Raw genomic sequence first — 14,452 nt, forward strand, 5'->3', positions numbered from 1 at the left:
TACCGCACGAACCACCAAACGACAGCTTTATCCTCGTTAATACTCATAAGACCAATGCAAATGGGCAATGTCGAAACATAACCTAATCAACTGTTAATGTAAGGAGCAGGTAATGGTAACGGTACGCCGCGAGAATGATTCAATGGGGGCGATTGATGTTCCTGCCGATAAGCTTTGGGGCGCGCAAACCCAACGTTCACTGGAGCATTTTCGTATCTCAACGGAGAAAATGCCGGTCTCGTTGATCCATGCGCTGGCGCTGACGAAACGCGCTGCGGCAAAGGTTAACCAGGATCTGGGGCTGCTGGCGGAGGATAAAGCCAGGGCTATTATGCAGGCTGCAGATGAAGTGTTGGCAGATAAACACCGCGATGAGTTTCCGCTGGCCATCTGGCAAACTGGGTCCGGCACGCAAAGCAATATGAACATGAACGAGGTGCTGGCAAACCGGGCCAGCGAGTTGCTGGGCGGTGAGCGGGGAATGGAGCGGAAAGTACACCCCAACGATGATGTCAATAAAAGCCAAAGCTCGAACGATGTCTTCCCGACGGCAATGCACGTTGCCGCACTGCTGGCGCTGCGTAAATCTTTGATCCCACAATTAAATGTGTTGACCAAAACGCTCAGTGATAAGTCCCACGCTTTCGCCGATATCGTTAAAATTGGTCGTACACATCTGCAAGATGCAACTCCACTTACGCTTGGCCAGGAGATTTCCGGCTGGGTAGCAATGCTTGAACATAACCTCAGACACATTGAAAACAGTTTACCGCATGTGGCAGAACTGGCGTTGGGGGGAACCGCGGTAGGTACAGGACTGAACACTCATCCCGAATACGCCCGCCGGGTCGCGGATGAACTGCGGGTCATTACCTGCGCGCCGTTCGTTACCGCTCCGAATAAATTTGAAGCGCTGGCCACCTGCGATGCGCTGGTTCATGCCCACGGAGCGCTAAAAGGGCTGGCAGCATCGCTGATGAAAATCGCCAACGATGTACGCTGGCTGGCATCTGGCCCGCGCTGTGGTATTGGCGAAATTTCAATTCCGGAAAACGAACCGGGCAGCTCGATCATGCCGGGTAAAGTCAATCCTACCCAGTGTGAAGCGCTGACTATGCTTTGCTGCCAGGTGATGGGCAACGATGTCGCCATCAATATGGGCGGGGCGTCAGGTAACTTTGAGCTCAACGTCTATCGACCGATGGTCATCCACAACTTCCTGCAGTCGGTACGCCTGCTGGCGGACGGTATGGAAAGCTTCAATGAACATTGTGCGACGGGAATCGAGCCCAACCGTGAACGAATAGATCAACTGCTCAATGAGTCGCTGATGCTGGTGACCGCGCTCAACACCCATATCGGTTACGATAAAGCGGCTGAAATTGCCAAAAAAGCGCATAAAGAAGGGCTGACGCTAAAAGCCTCCGCTCTGGCGCTGGGATATCTAACCGAAGCGGAGTTCGACAGCTGGGTACGTCCGGAGCTGATGGTTGGCAGCATGCGGCCAGGCAGTTAATCCGCAACGTACAGGTGCAGCCGGGGAATAATCAATCTCAACGGCTGCGCCTGAGGTTTAAAGCGATGCTGAACGTTTTCGGCATCGTAATTCAGTAACTCGCCGATATCCGGTACGGTCATACCGTTGTCGTTATTAAGCAAAGCAATCAGCGGTGTCGGGCAGGCATATTGCACCTGTTTTTGCTCTCCTTTGTACCAGACGCGGGCAATAGGCTGCACTTTTACCGGCCTTTTGATCTTCAGGCGGGCCTGCTGCGGTAAGGCGGCGATATCCTGATATTCGCGTTCAAGCTTCTGCTGCCATTCTTCACGAGTCCAGGGATGTACGCTGCGCGGTGAGGTCAGGCTTTTTTCCAGTTGCTGCAGTACTTCATCGCGTTTCAGGTTTTTAATAATGTGCTTGTTAGCCCAGCCGAACCTGAGGGTGGCAGGATCTCTGACAACGGTGAGCGTGCGATAGGCATTCAGTGTAATCAGCCCCGGCAGGTGGCGATGCACCCATTCGAAACGTGCTGTCGGCGCCAGCCCTGATTCTACTGTAACAATGCGCTCGAAGGTGGTTTTCAACTGGTTTATACGCTGGATTTGTTCTTCCAGAGCACATTGCGCTGCATTATCAACCTGGTAGCACAATACACCCGGTAGGCGGACGGCCGCTTTGCTGCTGCGGTTTTCGGACTGCTGCTGAATAAACAGGTGACGGTAATGACGCAATGCCAGCGCTTCAGCCTCTTTGCCTAAGTGCTGCTTAACATCAATGTTTTGCAGAGGGGCATGCTCTGCCTCTTTGACCACTTCCGGTAACGAGAATACGCGGGCAATAAGCAGCTTCTGCTGCAACAGGTTTTCGTTCAGAAGCGCCAGTTCTTGTTCCATCTGGCGAAAGGTGCCGTTCAGGCGGTCAACGAGATCGTAACGGGCCATAGGTTTACCATTTTAGTTACAACATACTTTTTTATAACACAACATCCATCGCCTGACCACCGAGCAGAATAGGTCAGGCAGGTGAAAGTTCAGGAATGTTATGCCAGACGGGCCAACGGAAAGTAAAACGGGCACCGCCAAGTTCACTTTCACCACAGACGACCGTCCCTCCCATAGCCAACGCTATTGAGTGGACGATGGCTAACCCAAGCCCACAACCCCCGGTCGCCCGATCGCGGCTGGGATCAAGGCGTACAAACGGTTCAAAAACCTGTTCACGTGCGTCTGGTGCAATACCGGGACCGTCGTCTTCCACTACCAGCGTGGCTTGATTGCCACTCAGCAGCAGACTGGCTTGCACTGTAGACTGGCAATAGCGTAGGGCATTGTTCAGCAAATTATCCAGGACCCGCTCCATCAGGCGCATATCCAACGCGCCGTAGTCGCCAGTTTCGAGATGACGTAATTGCACCACACGGTCAGGATTCACGCTTTGCACATCCTTCAGATGGGTGGTTAACCAAGCAGGTAGGTCCGGTACGCTGAGTTTCAGTTCATTTTGCGGGCGATCCAAGCGGGCGTAGGTCAGTAACTCTTCGATCAACGCTTCCAGTTGGCCGATATCACGATTCAGAGCCTGAGATTCCTGCTCGGTGAGGTTATCACTCATTTCCAGCCGGTAACGTAAACGTACCAGCGGGGTACGAAGCTCATGGGCAATACCATCGATGAGCTGTTTTTTACTGGCGATCAGCGCATTGATATTGTCGGCCATTTGATTAAACGCTACGCCCAGGCGCTCAAAGCTGGAACCACTGTCAAAATGAAGGCGTTCACTCAGATGTCCTTCACCAAAACGCTGTGCGGCGGATTCGAGTCTGAGCATTTCCTGCCAGTGCGGGCGCATCCAGATCAGTACCGGGAAGGCCAGTGAGATAGCAATAAACGCCATCAGCGCGATGTCCAGCAAGCGCATTTGATGAAGAAAATAGAGATAAGGAACCGGGCCGACGGCTAGCACGTAATGGCTGCGAGGAATGCGTTGAATAAAGGTGTATTGATCGTCAAGTGCAACAATATCGCCTTCGCGCAAACGCTGCATGGTTGGGGCATCCAGTGTGTACTTATTCAGCGGTTCAACGCGAAGGTCAAATGAGAGGTTTAAATCCATCTCCTTCAGCGTCTTACCCCAGTCGCGTGGCGGGATTTCGCGTAGTTCACTGCGCATCAGGTACAACGAGCTTTTCATCAAATCGTCGAGCGACTGTCTGCCTGCGCGTTCTGCGGTGAATTTGTATACCAGACCGACCAACAGGGTCATCACCAAAAAGCAGACAAACAGCAGGAGGTAAAACTGCACAAACAGTTTCTTCATAAAAAATCACCGAATGCTCAATAAGTTAGCGAGTGCACGTGTCCCTCAGGGGAAAAGTGGGCACAGCAGTATCCGCCGATGCGTGGGTTCAGAAAGGTTCTCCGATCACCATCCGGCGTGCTTGTCCACGCAGAGTACACTGTATATCTCTTTTCTGCATTCTTATGGCCCCTACGGGCGCAGAATGACCTTTCGCTGGATCACGCATTGCTTTCTATGCTGTAAGTTAATCAAAATCGGGATGGGGTTGTTCTGGCGTACGTCACGACCGCACCTAAAAGGTTACTTCGTTTCTCAACGTAGATGGTGTTGTTATATTCGTAGTTACCTTCGGGATAGCAAATTCTGATATTAGTCCCAAGGTCTGGATCGTCAACATCAGCCCCCGAACAGCTTTTCGAACTTCCTGTAGCATAGACGTATGTGGTGGTATAGGACGAGGGGACACCCGGAATGAACCAGGTTATCGCCATAACCATGATCACTGAAAACAGCACCATGGCAATGCTGATACCACCAAATAATTTTAGATAAGTTTGGAAGGGACTTTTTTTCATTATCCCATTACCTACCAGAAATAAGGTAATTAACAATGACACTGCCAGAGAAATAAGCATGAGGTATTTGGATGTGAGCGGGTAGAGAAATGTCGCTCTGTATATCGTTACCTTCCACCAATAAAAGAGAAAAATTGCGCCGAGAGATGAGACGGTAACAAAAAACAAATATGGATATGAGTATTTTCTCATCCTTGTGACTCCAGAACAATTTCTCCATTTGGGTTTAATAAATTACCATTTGTTTTGAATAATGAAAACGGCTCTCTTGTTTGAATTGTTAGGTACGCCGCAGACCAGAGAATTTGCGCTATCTTTGGGGATATAGGCATAATAATAAAAGGGATATTCTCACCCGTGGCAGGGATGACTGACCTTGCGTATAATGCGTGTCGATACTTCCTGAAAAGTGCTGTGACTGAAAATATGAATCTCAATCGCTGTTGTTATTCGCTACTCATTTTCGCAGCGGTCGGCTGCATTTTCACCGCTTATCCTCTTGTTATATGGTTTCTACTCGCCAACGTTTTGACGCTGCTGTTATACGGCGTGGACAAAATGGCGGCACGTAAGGACTGGCGCAGAGTGCCGGAATCCACATTGCTGGTGTTTGGCGTTGTGGGCGGGTGGGGCGGCGCGATAGCGGGTCAACAAATCTTTCGCCATAAAACACAAAAGCAGCCTTTCAAAACCTACTTCATTATCAGTGTGATAGTGAGTATTTCTGTGATGGGCGTGATTTATAAGTTCTATCCATTTTTACCTTCCTGAGCATGGTTGGTGAATAAACTGCCGGTTTATTTGAGGCAGGAAATATATTTTTCACCTGAACGGCGCACAATTTCATCGGCATTTTGCGTAATATTTTTTCCTTCAAATGCGCCGTAAAGTTGCTTAAATTTCACTGTTCTCAGGCGTTGGATGATGTCGCTGACGGTTGCGGCTGGCAACGGTAGCATATTGGGGTAGCTCCACATAAATGAGACTGCATGGGCACCTGGTGTAACTTGAACGATGTCGCCAGAAAGCACGACGCCTTCGTCACGCGCCCAGTGCAGGACGCAGCCGCCAGCAAAGTGTCCGCCGAGACGTATCACCTTGACGTCACGGGTTAACTCAATGGTGTCGCCATCCCAGAATCTAATCCACGGGCTGTCGCGCATTACCCACCTTCTGTCGCTGGCATGAAGGTAAATCGGCGCGTTAAATTCCGCAGCCCAGTCCTGCATGGTGGTGTAGTAATGAGGATGCGAAATCGCGATAGCCTTAAGGCCGCCAAGGGACGTTATTAGCGTTTTAGTGGCATCGTCGAGCGTGGCAATGCAGTCCCACAGAATATTTCCTTCTGGGGTGCGCACAAGAAACGCGCGCTGATCAATTGCAAAATCAGGAACGGTGCGGATGCTGAGGAGAGTACTGTCGTGTTGCTTCCACTTATTTGTATGTGATGCACACAGGGTGCCAAAATCGATCCATTTCTGCCCGCTTGTGGGGACATATTGACGTTCATCCAGGCAGATATCGCAATGTTCCGGATGGGCGCCAGCTACCTCATAGGATGTTCCACAGGTTTTGCATAACGAGATCATCGTGTCCTCCTCATATACCGAACACAGTCAGCATGGCACACAGATACACAAGGATGTGCCTGTTAGTGCTCTACCCGATAAGTCAGTGATGATGGAAGTGGGGGTTGTGGCTCAACCAAAAGAAAACAGGAATAATGCCGACACGGATCCTTTGGTTACCATCTTCCAGAGAAAAATGAGGATATTGTTTGGAAAATCGTCTGTTCAACACCTGGCTCAACCGTTGGGGGCTCACTCCAGATGGTGAACCGTTTGAAACGCACACATCGCAGCTTTTGCCTGTGGTGGTGGTCAAGGACGGGCAGAAAGCCATACTAAAGATTACCGACGATGACAGTGAACGGATCGGCTGTGAACTCATGGTCTGGTGGAACGGAAATGGCTCAGCGAAAGTACTTGCTCATGCAGCAGGGGCGATTCTGCTGGAACGTGCGACAGGGACAGAGTCTTTAGCGGACATGTCCTGGACTGGCAACGATGCGCAGGCCTGTCGCATTATTTGCCATGCTGCCAGTAGACTCCATCTCTCCCGAAATGCGTCTACGCCTGCGTTAACACCTCTGCACCATTGGTTTCGCGATCTGGCTCCTGCCGCGAAAAAGCATGGCGGTATCCTGACGCGTTGTGCTGCGGTGGCAAACGTACTGCTATCTTCACCCCATGATGAAGTCGTATTACATGGCGATCTACATCACGGCAATATTCTTGATTTCGGAACGAGAGGATGGCTGGCTATCGATCCCAAAGGGCTGGTGGGCGAGCGTGGCTTTGATTACGCCAATATCTTTACTAACCCCGATCTTGCCGAACCTACCAGACCTGTCGCCATTGAGCCGGAAAGATTCACGCAACGAGTCAACATTGTGTCTGAAATCGCCAGAATTGAACGGCAGCGTTTACTGATGTGGATTGTTGCCTGGTGTGGGTTGTCGTCCGTCTGGTTTCTGCAAGAGGGTGACAGCGCAACGGTACCTCTGCGTATTGCAGAGCTAGCGATGGCAGAACTTGCTTCAGGTGGTAATCAACTTTGATCTACGACACTGGGTTAGTAATTCTTAAGAGTTATCATTAGCCTAGTAAACGTTGTATTAATCAATCAATGAACGGCGGTGTGGTGTGTTGTTGAGCGAAAATTTGACAGGCCGGAAACAATGAACGCATTGTTTTCATTATTAAAAAAACGCCCGAATATTGTTTTGTTGATGGTCTTACTCATCGGGGCAAACATCGTAGCGTGGCTGTGGGCTTTCACCGCGTTTGGCAACAACACGTCATTACTGGCACTGAGTCTGATTGCGTGGTGCTATGGTTTGCGCCATGCCGTAGATGCCGATCATATCGCCGCGATAGACAGCGCTACGCGTAAACTTATGCAGCAGAAAAAACGCGCCCTGACGACGGGAGCCTGGTTTTCTTTGGGGCACTCCACCATTGTGGTACTGGCAAGCATTGGCATTGCACTGACCACCAGCGTGTTTAAGCAACATATGGCATGGTTTCAGAATGTCGGCGGTCTGATAGGAACTACGGTCTCTGCCGTATTTTTGCTGATTCTGGCTACCATTAATCTCATTATTTTCTGCCAGGTCTGGAAGGCATTCCGCCATCTTAAACGCACCGGTGCTTACGATGGCGCCACGGAAGATATTACGGTTTCAGGCCCTCTGAACTGGCTTTTCCGCTCAGCGTTTCGGCTGGTAGGTAAAGACTGGCATATGTATTTTGTCGGTTTTCTGTTTGGTCTGGGTTTTGATACCGCCACTGAAATTTCTTTGCTGGGAATTTCTGCTTCAAGCGCGTCCAGTGGCATGTCGGTTTGGTCAATTCTCGTGTTCCCGGCGCTGTTTACCTGCGGTATGGCGTTAATTGATTGTCTCGACAGTATTCTGATGGTTGAGGCCTACGGCTGGGCGTTCAATAAGCCGCAACGCAAGCTCTATTACAATATGACCATTACCGGGACTTCCGTGATTGTTGCTCTATTTATTGGCGGGCTGGAGGCGCTGGGACTTCTCTCTGACGCGTTTTCGCTCCAGGGTGGTTTGTGGGATACCGTCAGCAATTTGAGTGACCATATGGGGAATGTCGGGTTTGCGATTATTGGCGTCTTTATCGGCTGCTGGATTATCTCCGCCGTAAACTACCGTTGGAAAAAATACGACGGACTGACGTTTAGCTGACACAAAAGCAAGCCTTCCAGGAACAGGAAGGCTTTGATCTTTTTAAGACTGACTAATTCGCGTTCACGGGTTGTGGTTTTTCAGTACTCTTTTTCAGGATCCGGTTAGCCAGCACGCCAGACATCATCGAACCGTTCACGTTTAATGCCGTTCTGGCCATATCGACGACAGGCTCGATAGCAATGAAAATCCCCACCAGCGCGACCGGGAAGTTCAGCGTTGAAAGGACGAGCAGTGCAGCAAATGTTCCGCCACCGCCTACACCCGCCACCCCAATAGAACCCAGCGCAATCGCAGGAAGCATGGCGAGCAAAAAATGTACTGATAGCGGATCAATCCCAATTGTTGGAGCAATCATCGCCACCATAATAGCCGGGTAGATCCCGGCGCAGCCGTTTTGCCCCATGCTGGAGCCGAATGAAGCCGCAATATTAGCAATGGTGTTTTGCACGCCAAATTTTTCCTGTGCGGAAATAGCCAGTGGAATAGATGCTGCACTGCTGCGTGAAACAAATGCAAAAGTTAATACTGGCCAGACAGTTTTAAAATAGTGAACGGGATTATTTCCGCTCAGAACCAGTATCAGTGCGTGGACGATAAACATCATCAGAATCGCAAGGTAACAGGCAGCAATAAAGCCTAACAAACTGGCAAATTGTTCAAATCGATATGCGGAAAATACGCCTGCCATTAATGCCATCACACCATAAGGGGTGAGGGCAATAACGATGCGCACCATTTTCATCACCCAAATCTGGATAGCGTTAATACCAGCACTTAATTTTTCACCTTCTTGCGGGGCGTCTTGTTTGACCTTTAATAATGCCACGCCGGCAAGCAGGGTGAAGATAACAATGCCAATGACGGAAACGCTTCTGGCTCCTGTTAGGTCGAGGAAGATATTCGTGGGGATCAGAGATGTAACCAGTTTAGGTAGTGAAATGGCGGCAGTTTTACTCACATCGTCTGCAGTCAGTGTGGACTGCATATGAACAAACGCACTGGCGTCCAGACCTAATACATGCGCAGTCAACAGCCCAATAAAACCGGCAATCATTACCAGACAGAGCATGCATCCGACAATGGTTAACGACATTTTCCCAATGCCAGCGCTGTTTTCGAGCTTATTAATGGCTGAGAGAATAGAGATGAAAATCAGCGGAACCGCAACCAGTTTCAGTAAATTAACATAACCGTTGCCGATAACATTATACCAGTCGATAACTGTTTTACTTTCGTCAGCAGCAATGAGATGCAGGGATAAGCCGATAACGGCACCCATAAAAATAGCGATGAAGACGCTTTTTGAAAGAGAGTGACTTTTTTGGTTGATTCTAAAAATTGCCCATGAACAAACCAAAAAGAACGCGATATACGCAAGCGTTACGAACATATTGTAGCCTCTTGCCTCATTCAGCACCTGAAATGCCGGAAAGAGTTTTGTTAGTGCGAAAAAAACCTATGAACCATAAGGGTTCAGGACCGCGACGGATTATAGGGAGGGGGGTGGGCTACAGCCACACAAAAAGTGTGGAACGGCTTCGGATGGCGTTTATATGCCTGTTCTGTAGACGATTGCACGTGACAGTGTAACGTATTGCGAATAATCCAGCCGACCAATGAGATCGGCCCGGTGGCATTACTTCTGCGGCTCGTCGTCCCAGGCGTGTGGTGCGAACAGATAACCTTTGTTGCGTACCGTTTTGATTCGATAGGGTTCAGTCGCGTTATCGAGAAGTTTTTTGCGTAAGCGGGAAATCGCGACATCGACGCTGCGATCCATACCGTCATAACTTACGCCACGCAGGTTCTTTAGCAACGCATCACGGTCCATAATCTGCCCGGCATGGGTTGCCAACTCCCACAGTAATTCAAAATCAGCGGTGGAAAGAGAGATTTGCTCGCCGCCGAGCAGCACGGAGCGGTTGGTGGGATCGATTGCGAGTGTGCCAAAGCGCAGCGTTGTGTGCGGTGTGATGGTTGCCGCCTGAATGCCTTTAGACTGTGCTGAGTGTTCATTCTGGCGCAGGTGCAGGCGCAGGCGAGCCAGCAGCACAGCTGGCGGCGTTGTCTTCAGGATGTAGTCACAGGCGCCCATTTCCAGCGCAAGGATATGGTTCATGTCGCTGTCCAGCGAGGTGAGCAGGACAATCGGGCCTTGCCAGCGCCCGCGTAAATCGCGGCAGATAGTCATCCCGTCTTTTCCCGGCAGCATGATATCTAATAACACCAGATCGGGTTGAACGTGCAGGATTTTCTCCTCGGCCAAATCACCACGAGGTTCAAGGATAACCTCAATATCATGCCGTGCCAGATAGGCTGCAATCAGTGAGCCAACTTCGGGATCATCTTCAACAAATACGATGGTGTTCATATCATTCATTTTGAATATAAAACGCCAACATACACCGCCCCGGTTTTTCCTTCCATTAATCTTTTCTAAACAAGAACGCTTCCGTTATGCTAGAGGCTGATGTTATTGATGTGTTAAGGCAGAGTGATGGGACTCGTTATAAAAGCGGCGCTTGGTGCGCTGGTGGTGGTGTTGATTGGTTTGCTGGCGAAAACAAAGAATTACTATATTGCTGGATTAATTCCACTGTTCCCGACGTTTGCGTTGATTGCCCACTACATCGTGGCCAGTGAGCGTGGGATCGAGGCGTTACGTACAACCATTGTATTCAGTATGTGGTCGATTATTCCCTATTTTGTCTACCTTGTTTCACTGTGGTATTTCACCGGGTTTATGCGCTTACCCGTCGCGCTCGGCGGTGCAGTAGTGTGCTGGAGCCTGAGCGCGTGGTTGCTGATCTTTTGTTGGATCAAACTGCACTAACGCAGATGACGCCCGCCATCAAGGGCAAAACTACGTCCGGTGACAAAACAACTGGTTAGTAGGTAGTCAATTAAATCTATGACCTCTTTTTCACCAGGCGCAGTTTTCATCAGTGATTTGTTCAGTGCCTGCTGGCGATACTCTGCATCGTCACCCTCGTTAAACAGGATAAGTGAGGGGGCAATCGCGTTCACTTTCACTTCCGGTGCCAGTTTGCGCGAGAACGAGCGGGTCATATTGTCCAGTGCCGCTTTGCTGGCAGCATAAGCAATGTGCTTGTCGCTGCCGCGCTCCACAACATAATCCGTAAAATGGATGATGTCGCTGGCTGCGTGCCCATGACCGCGTAGCAATCCTTCCAGCGCGTGGTTGAGCAGGTAGGGCGTATTGACATGAATCTGCATCATTGCTGACAGCACGTCAGTCAGCGGCGTACCGGGCTTTTCTGCAAGCCAGGCGCTGGCATTATGCACAATGGCGCGCAAGCCATCGGTCTGTGCTTTGACCTCATCAGCAAAGGCCAGCACGCCTTCATCCGTGGAAAAGTCAGCAGGGATACAAATCGCGCCAGCTTCTCGCAGGCCGTCAATGGCAGGATAGTGTGTACGGTAGCTGACGATAACTGGCTGTTTTTGGTTCAGAAAGTGCCATGCGACGGCGAGGCCGATACGACGACCACCTCCGGTGATAAGAATTGGCAAAGGAGGTTTTTTACCCATTGTTATACTCAGGCTCCATTAAAAACAGCATCTTACAAGATAAAGGGTGTAAGTGGTGTATGAAACATTGATGAGTGGTGCAAACTCATTTGTACACAGTAGCACACAGGAAAAAAGTTGTTGGGGGTTTGTTACAGCATCCTGATTTAGCGGCGAGCACAGAGCTTGTTAAATCCCGCTTTTATAGTCGGGCTTTAGTCGCAGGAGTAATAGAGAGAGAGGGATTAACAATGATTAGTCAATAAAAAAGGGAACCAGAAAACAGGCTCCCCATTTTAACTAGGTCTTCCTAAGCTCTCTCAGCTTATCCATTATTTTATTAAATTCTTCTGTAAACTTTCTGTGATCTCTTTCTTCTGCTTCTTGCAGAATACGCTCTGCTTCAATCCTTCTTGCTTCAATCAATCTCTGTTCTCGTTCTTTGATCTGAATCTTCAATCTCTGTTCAAATTCTGTTATGTCGATGGAAGCAACAATCACCGGATTCTCTAATAGTTGGTAGAGTGGGGAAAATAAATCTGAATACTGATCTACAGCGTCTTCTGGCGGGGGTGAACGATAGAAGGTTAAACCTTTTCTCCATCGTGATAGTTGTGCATAGTTCAGCTTAGGTTTCTTGCCTGTACCTTCATACGCCTCTTTCACAGCATCTAACACAGCGGCAGGTTTTACGTCCTTGCTTATCTTTAACGCTTCTTTCATTCGGCGTTCTTGTGGCTGTGTGCTGTCTCCGAGTAAAATCAGATTTACGTTCTTCATTGTCTACCCTTAAATGATTAAGGAAGCATGATAATACACACAGCCTATTGTGTTCAATCTGATGGCTTCCAATTAGGAAAGATAGCTATCATCATATCTATTGCTTTCTGTTTTGCCTGTGTTGCTGCTTTCTCTGCAAAGGCTTTTAGTTCAGCTTGTGATTCTTCTTCGATACGTTCGACGATACCCGCAAAAATGGCTTTCTGATTGTCTTCTGAAGCGATAGACGCAATAACCTGATTCTGTTCTTGTGATGCTCTTAGTTGCTCTGTAAGACGAGCAACTTCTTCCTTTAGCTTTTCCTCTGTGCTCTTACTAGTGTGTTGCTGTGATCGTACGGGAAATTCTCTGAGGTCATCGGTAAAAAACTTGTTTAACCATCGTTCTTGTAAGCGGCAACCAGCTGCAGCATTTAACCATTTGAGGAAAAAACGGAGGTTTACATGGCCTTCTTTTACAGCATGACGTAGTTTTTCTAACTCAATACTTCGTTGAACCGAAACACCTGTTTCATTGTTAGGCTTCTTAAATGGTTCAAGATCAATAAGTTCTAAAAAATCTGCTGCTGTTAAATCTGACATAATTATTTCCTCTAAAAAAGGCTGGATTAGTCCAGCCTTATTATTTTTAAAGGTACAAAACTGTACTCTTTCTTAGGCATTCCAATACAAGATGACGCTATCGCCGTGTCCATCGCGGTACACAGTGGTCGTTGGTGTTACATCAGAAGATGGTGTAACAGGGGTTGTAGTGGTCAACTAAAACTGGCCACGGCTTTAGAGTTTTTCCAGTATCGGTTTTCCGATTCGTTTGGGGGCAACCCACCGTTATAGTCATGCGGCCTTAGCGAGCTGTAATACCCGACGATATAGTCTGTGATCGCATGAGCAGCATCGCTAAAGTTTATATAACCTGTCACTGGCACCCACTCGTTTTTCAGACTACGGAAGAAGCGTTCCATCGGGCTGTTGTCCCAACAGTTTCCACGTCGGCTCATACTCTGCCTGATCTGGCAACGCCACAGTAACTGCCGGAACTGCCTGCTTGTATAGTGGCTACCCTGGTCACTGTGGAACATCACTCCGGCTGGTTTACCGCGAGCTTCCCACGCCATTTCCAGCGCTCTGATGGTCAGCTTGCTATCCGGCGAGAATGACATTGCCCAGCCCACTGGTTTCCTTGCGAACAGATCGAGAACAACTGCAAGGTAAGCCCAACGCTTGCCTGTCCAGATGTACGTCACATCGCCGCACCACACCTGGTTAGGTTCTGTCACTGCGAACTGTCGCTCAAGGCGATTCGGGATAGCGATGTGTTCATGACCAACACGTTTATACCGGTGGGTAGGCTGCTGACAACTCACCAGCCCCAGTTCTTTCATGAGCCTGCCAGCAAGCCAGCGTCCCATTCTGAAGCCTCTCAGGGTTGCCATAATGGCGATACTTCTTGCGCCAGCAGAGCCATGGCTGATGTTATGCAGCTCCCGAACCTGGCTGCGTAACACAGCTCGCCAGCCGTCTGGCTTTTCGGCGCTTTTCTCCCAGTATTTGTAGCTACTGCGATGAACCCCGAACACGTGGCAGAGTGTGACCACAGGATACTGCGCTCTGAGTTTCCCGATTAACGAGAATTGTTCAGGGAGTCTGACATCAAGAGCGCGGTAGCCTTTTTTAATATGTCGTTTTCCATTTCAATGCGTTGTAGCTTTTTCTTCAGCTCACGTATTTCAATCTGTTCCGGGGTTATAGGGGAGGCTTTAGGTATTTTGCCCTGTCGTTCATCCCGTAACTGCTTTACCCATCGCGTCATGGTAGAAAGACCCACATCCATAGCACTGGCCGCAGCTGCAACGGTGTAGTTCTGATCAAGGACCAGTTGAGCGGATTCACGTTTAAACTCTGCGCTGAAATTTCTTTTTTTCATTGAGGCACCTGTAATGTTCTGAGGTGAGCATATCACCTCTGTTCAGGTGGCCAAATTCAGTAAACCACTACA

General features: G+C 49.2%; 15 protein-coding genes. 5 read left to right on the forward strand and 10 right to left on the reverse strand.

All coding sequences use genetic code 11. The features are described from left to right. Nucleotides 1-112 precede the first annotated feature (112 nt). On the forward strand, nt 113-1,516 hold the full coding sequence (gene fumC / locus OGY71_RS13050) for a class II fumarate hydratase (RefSeq protein WP_003832824.1): 1,404 nt from the start codon (nt 113-115) through the stop codon (nt 1,514-1,516). Here the strand turns inward: fumC and tus are convergent. From tus to OGY71_RS23185, 3 genes are all read right to left on the reverse strand, one after another. Further along, nucleotides 1,513-2,442 carry a DNA replication terminus site-binding protein gene (tus, locus tag OGY71_RS13055; protein ID WP_286604773.1) on the reverse strand — a complete coding sequence of 310 codons (930 nt, stop codon included), beginning with the start codon at nt 2,440-2,442 and terminating at the stop codon, nt 1,513-1,515. The two genes, fumC and tus, sit on opposite strands and share 4 nt — an antisense overlap. 73 nt (nt 2,443-2,515) lie before the next feature. Then, complete coding sequence (rstB, locus tag OGY71_RS13060; protein ID WP_286604771.1) at nt 2,516-3,817, reverse strand: two-component system sensor histidine kinase RstB; 1,302 nt, start codon at nt 3,815-3,817, stop codon at nt 2,516-2,518. Nucleotides 3,818-4,047: 230 nt separating this feature from the next. Then, complete coding sequence (locus tag OGY71_RS23185) at nt 4,048-4,566, reverse strand: hypothetical protein (RefSeq protein WP_286634788.1); 519 nt, start codon at nt 4,564-4,566, stop codon at nt 4,048-4,050. Nucleotides 4,567-4,800: 234 nt separating this feature from the next. Between OGY71_RS23185 and OGY71_RS13065 the strand changes: the two genes are divergently transcribed. After that, the gene (locus tag OGY71_RS13065; RefSeq protein ID WP_032934568.1) at nt 4,801-5,145 is read left to right on the forward strand and encodes a DUF1294 domain-containing protein; all 345 of its coding nucleotides are present in this window, start codon (nt 4,801-4,803) and stop codon (nt 5,143-5,145) included. Between the two features lie 26 nt (nt 5,146-5,171). Here the strand turns inward: OGY71_RS13065 and OGY71_RS13070 are convergent, their stop codons facing one another. Then, complete coding sequence (locus tag OGY71_RS13070; RefSeq protein ID WP_200920446.1) at nt 5,172-5,963, reverse strand: MBL fold metallo-hydrolase; 792 nt, start codon at nt 5,961-5,963, stop codon at nt 5,172-5,174. A gap of 188 nt (nt 5,964-6,151) precedes the next feature. On the opposite strand from OGY71_RS13070, the gene OGY71_RS13075 reads away from it, so the two are divergent. Together OGY71_RS13075 and OGY71_RS13080 are read left to right on the forward strand one after the other, a co-directional pair. Further along, complete coding sequence (locus OGY71_RS13075) at nt 6,152-6,994, forward strand: aminoglycoside phosphotransferase family protein (protein WP_286613390.1); 843 nt, start codon at nt 6,152-6,154, stop codon at nt 6,992-6,994. A gap of 120 nt (nt 6,995-7,114) precedes the next feature. Then, nucleotides 7,115-8,143 (forward strand): HoxN/HupN/NixA family nickel/cobalt transporter, encoded by a 1,029-nt coding sequence (locus OGY71_RS13080; RefSeq protein WP_063941561.1) that lies wholly within the window; start codon nt 7,115-7,117, stop codon nt 8,141-8,143. Nucleotides 8,144-8,195: 52 nt separating this feature from the next. Here the strand turns inward: OGY71_RS13080 and OGY71_RS13085 are convergent, their stop codons facing one another. Further along, entirely contained in the window at nt 8,196-9,536 is a 1,341-nt protein-coding gene (locus tag OGY71_RS13085; protein ID WP_286613391.1) for an L-cystine transporter, read from the reverse strand. Nucleotides 9,537-9,782: 246 nt separating this feature from the next. Next, nucleotides 9,783-10,526 (reverse strand): two-component system response regulator RstA, encoded by a 744-nt coding sequence (gene rstA / locus OGY71_RS13090; protein ID WP_286613392.1) that lies wholly within the window; start codon nt 10,524-10,526, stop codon nt 9,783-9,785. Nucleotides 10,527-10,643: 117 nt separating this feature from the next. Here rstA and OGY71_RS13095 point away from each other — a divergent pair, with 117 nt between their 5' ends. Then, nucleotides 10,644-10,979, forward strand: a complete 336-nt coding sequence (locus OGY71_RS13095) for a GlpM family protein (RefSeq protein ID WP_003832844.1) — start codon at nt 10,644-10,646, stop codon at nt 10,977-10,979. On the opposite strand, the gene folM is transcribed toward OGY71_RS13095, so the two are convergent. The 4 genes from folM to OGY71_RS13115 form a co-directional block, all read right to left on the reverse strand. Continuing rightward, on the reverse strand, nt 10,976-11,698 hold the full coding sequence (folM, locus tag OGY71_RS13100; protein ID WP_003832846.1) for a dihydromonapterin reductase: 723 nt from the start codon (nt 11,696-11,698) through the stop codon (nt 10,976-10,978). The two genes, OGY71_RS13095 and folM, sit on opposite strands and share 4 nt — an antisense overlap. Before the next feature lie 279 nt (nt 11,699-11,977). Then, nucleotides 11,978-12,457: a hypothetical protein gene (locus tag OGY71_RS13105; RefSeq protein WP_003832848.1), complete on the reverse strand. Its 480-nt coding sequence runs from the start codon at nt 12,455-12,457 to the stop codon at nt 11,978-11,980. A 53-nt stretch (nt 12,458-12,510) separates the two neighbouring features. Further along, the gene (locus OGY71_RS13110) at nt 12,511-13,038 is read right to left on the reverse strand and encodes a hypothetical protein (protein ID WP_003832852.1); all 528 of its coding nucleotides are present in this window, start codon (nt 13,036-13,038) and stop codon (nt 12,511-12,513) included. A 173-nt stretch (nt 13,039-13,211) separates the two neighbouring features. Beyond that, nucleotides 13,212-14,380, reverse strand: a protein-coding gene (locus OGY71_RS13115) for an IS3 family transposase (RefSeq protein ID WP_100216202.1) whose coding sequence is annotated in 2 segments (ribosomal slippage) — nt 13,212-14,131 and nt 14,131-14,380 — 1,170 coding nt in all. Because the reading frame shifts where the segments join, the coding sequence is not laid out codon by codon here. Nucleotides 14,381-14,452 lie beyond the last annotated feature (72 nt).

Source organism: Citrobacter sp. Cpo109 (assembly GCF_030332565.1).
Lineage (GTDB): Bacteria > Pseudomonadota > Gammaproteobacteria > Enterobacterales > Enterobacteriaceae > Citrobacter > Citrobacter portucalensis.

Excerpts from the sequence above, each read along its gene's own strand:
- rstB (WP_286604771.1), bottom strand. The coding sequence starts at position 3,817 with ATGAAGAAACTGTTTGTGCAGTTTTACCTCCTGCTGTTTGTCTGCTTT.
- OGY71_RS13085 (WP_286613391.1), bottom strand. The coding sequence starts at position 9,536 with ATGTTCGTAACGCTTGCGTATATCGCGTTCTTTTTGGTTTGTTCATGG.
- OGY71_RS13095 (WP_003832844.1), top strand. The coding sequence starts at position 10,644 with ATGGGACTCGTTATAAAAGCGGCGCTTGGTGCGCTGGTGGTGGTGTTG.
- rstA (WP_286613392.1), bottom strand. The coding sequence starts at position 10,526 with ATGAATGATATGAACACCATCGTATTTGTTGAAGATGATCCCGAAGTT.
- OGY71_RS23185 (WP_286634788.1), bottom strand. The coding sequence starts at position 4,566 with ATGAGAAAATACTCATATCCATATTTGTTTTTTGTTACCGTCTCATCT.
- OGY71_RS13065 (WP_032934568.1), top strand. The coding sequence starts at position 4,801 with ATGAATCTCAATCGCTGTTGTTATTCGCTACTCATTTTCGCAGCGGTC.
- OGY71_RS13080 (WP_063941561.1), top strand. The coding sequence starts at position 7,115 with ATGAACGCATTGTTTTCATTATTAAAAAAACGCCCGAATATTGTTTTG.
- OGY71_RS13110 (WP_003832852.1), bottom strand. The coding sequence starts at position 13,038 with ATGTCAGATTTAACAGCAGCAGATTTTTTAGAACTTATTGATCTTGAA.
- tus (WP_286604773.1), bottom strand. The coding sequence starts at position 2,442 with ATGGCCCGTTACGATCTCGTTGACCGCCTGAACGGCACCTTTCGCCAG.
- OGY71_RS13070 (WP_200920446.1), bottom strand. The coding sequence starts at position 5,963 with ATGATCTCGTTATGCAAAACCTGTGGAACATCCTATGAGGTAGCTGGC.
- OGY71_RS13105 (WP_003832848.1), bottom strand. The coding sequence starts at position 12,457 with ATGAAGAACGTAAATCTGATTTTACTCGGAGACAGCACACAGCCACAA.
- folM (WP_003832846.1), bottom strand. The coding sequence starts at position 11,698 with ATGGGTAAAAAACCTCCTTTGCCAATTCTTATCACCGGAGGTGGTCGT.
- fumC (WP_003832824.1), top strand. The coding sequence starts at position 113 with ATGGTAACGGTACGCCGCGAGAATGATTCAATGGGGGCGATTGATGTT.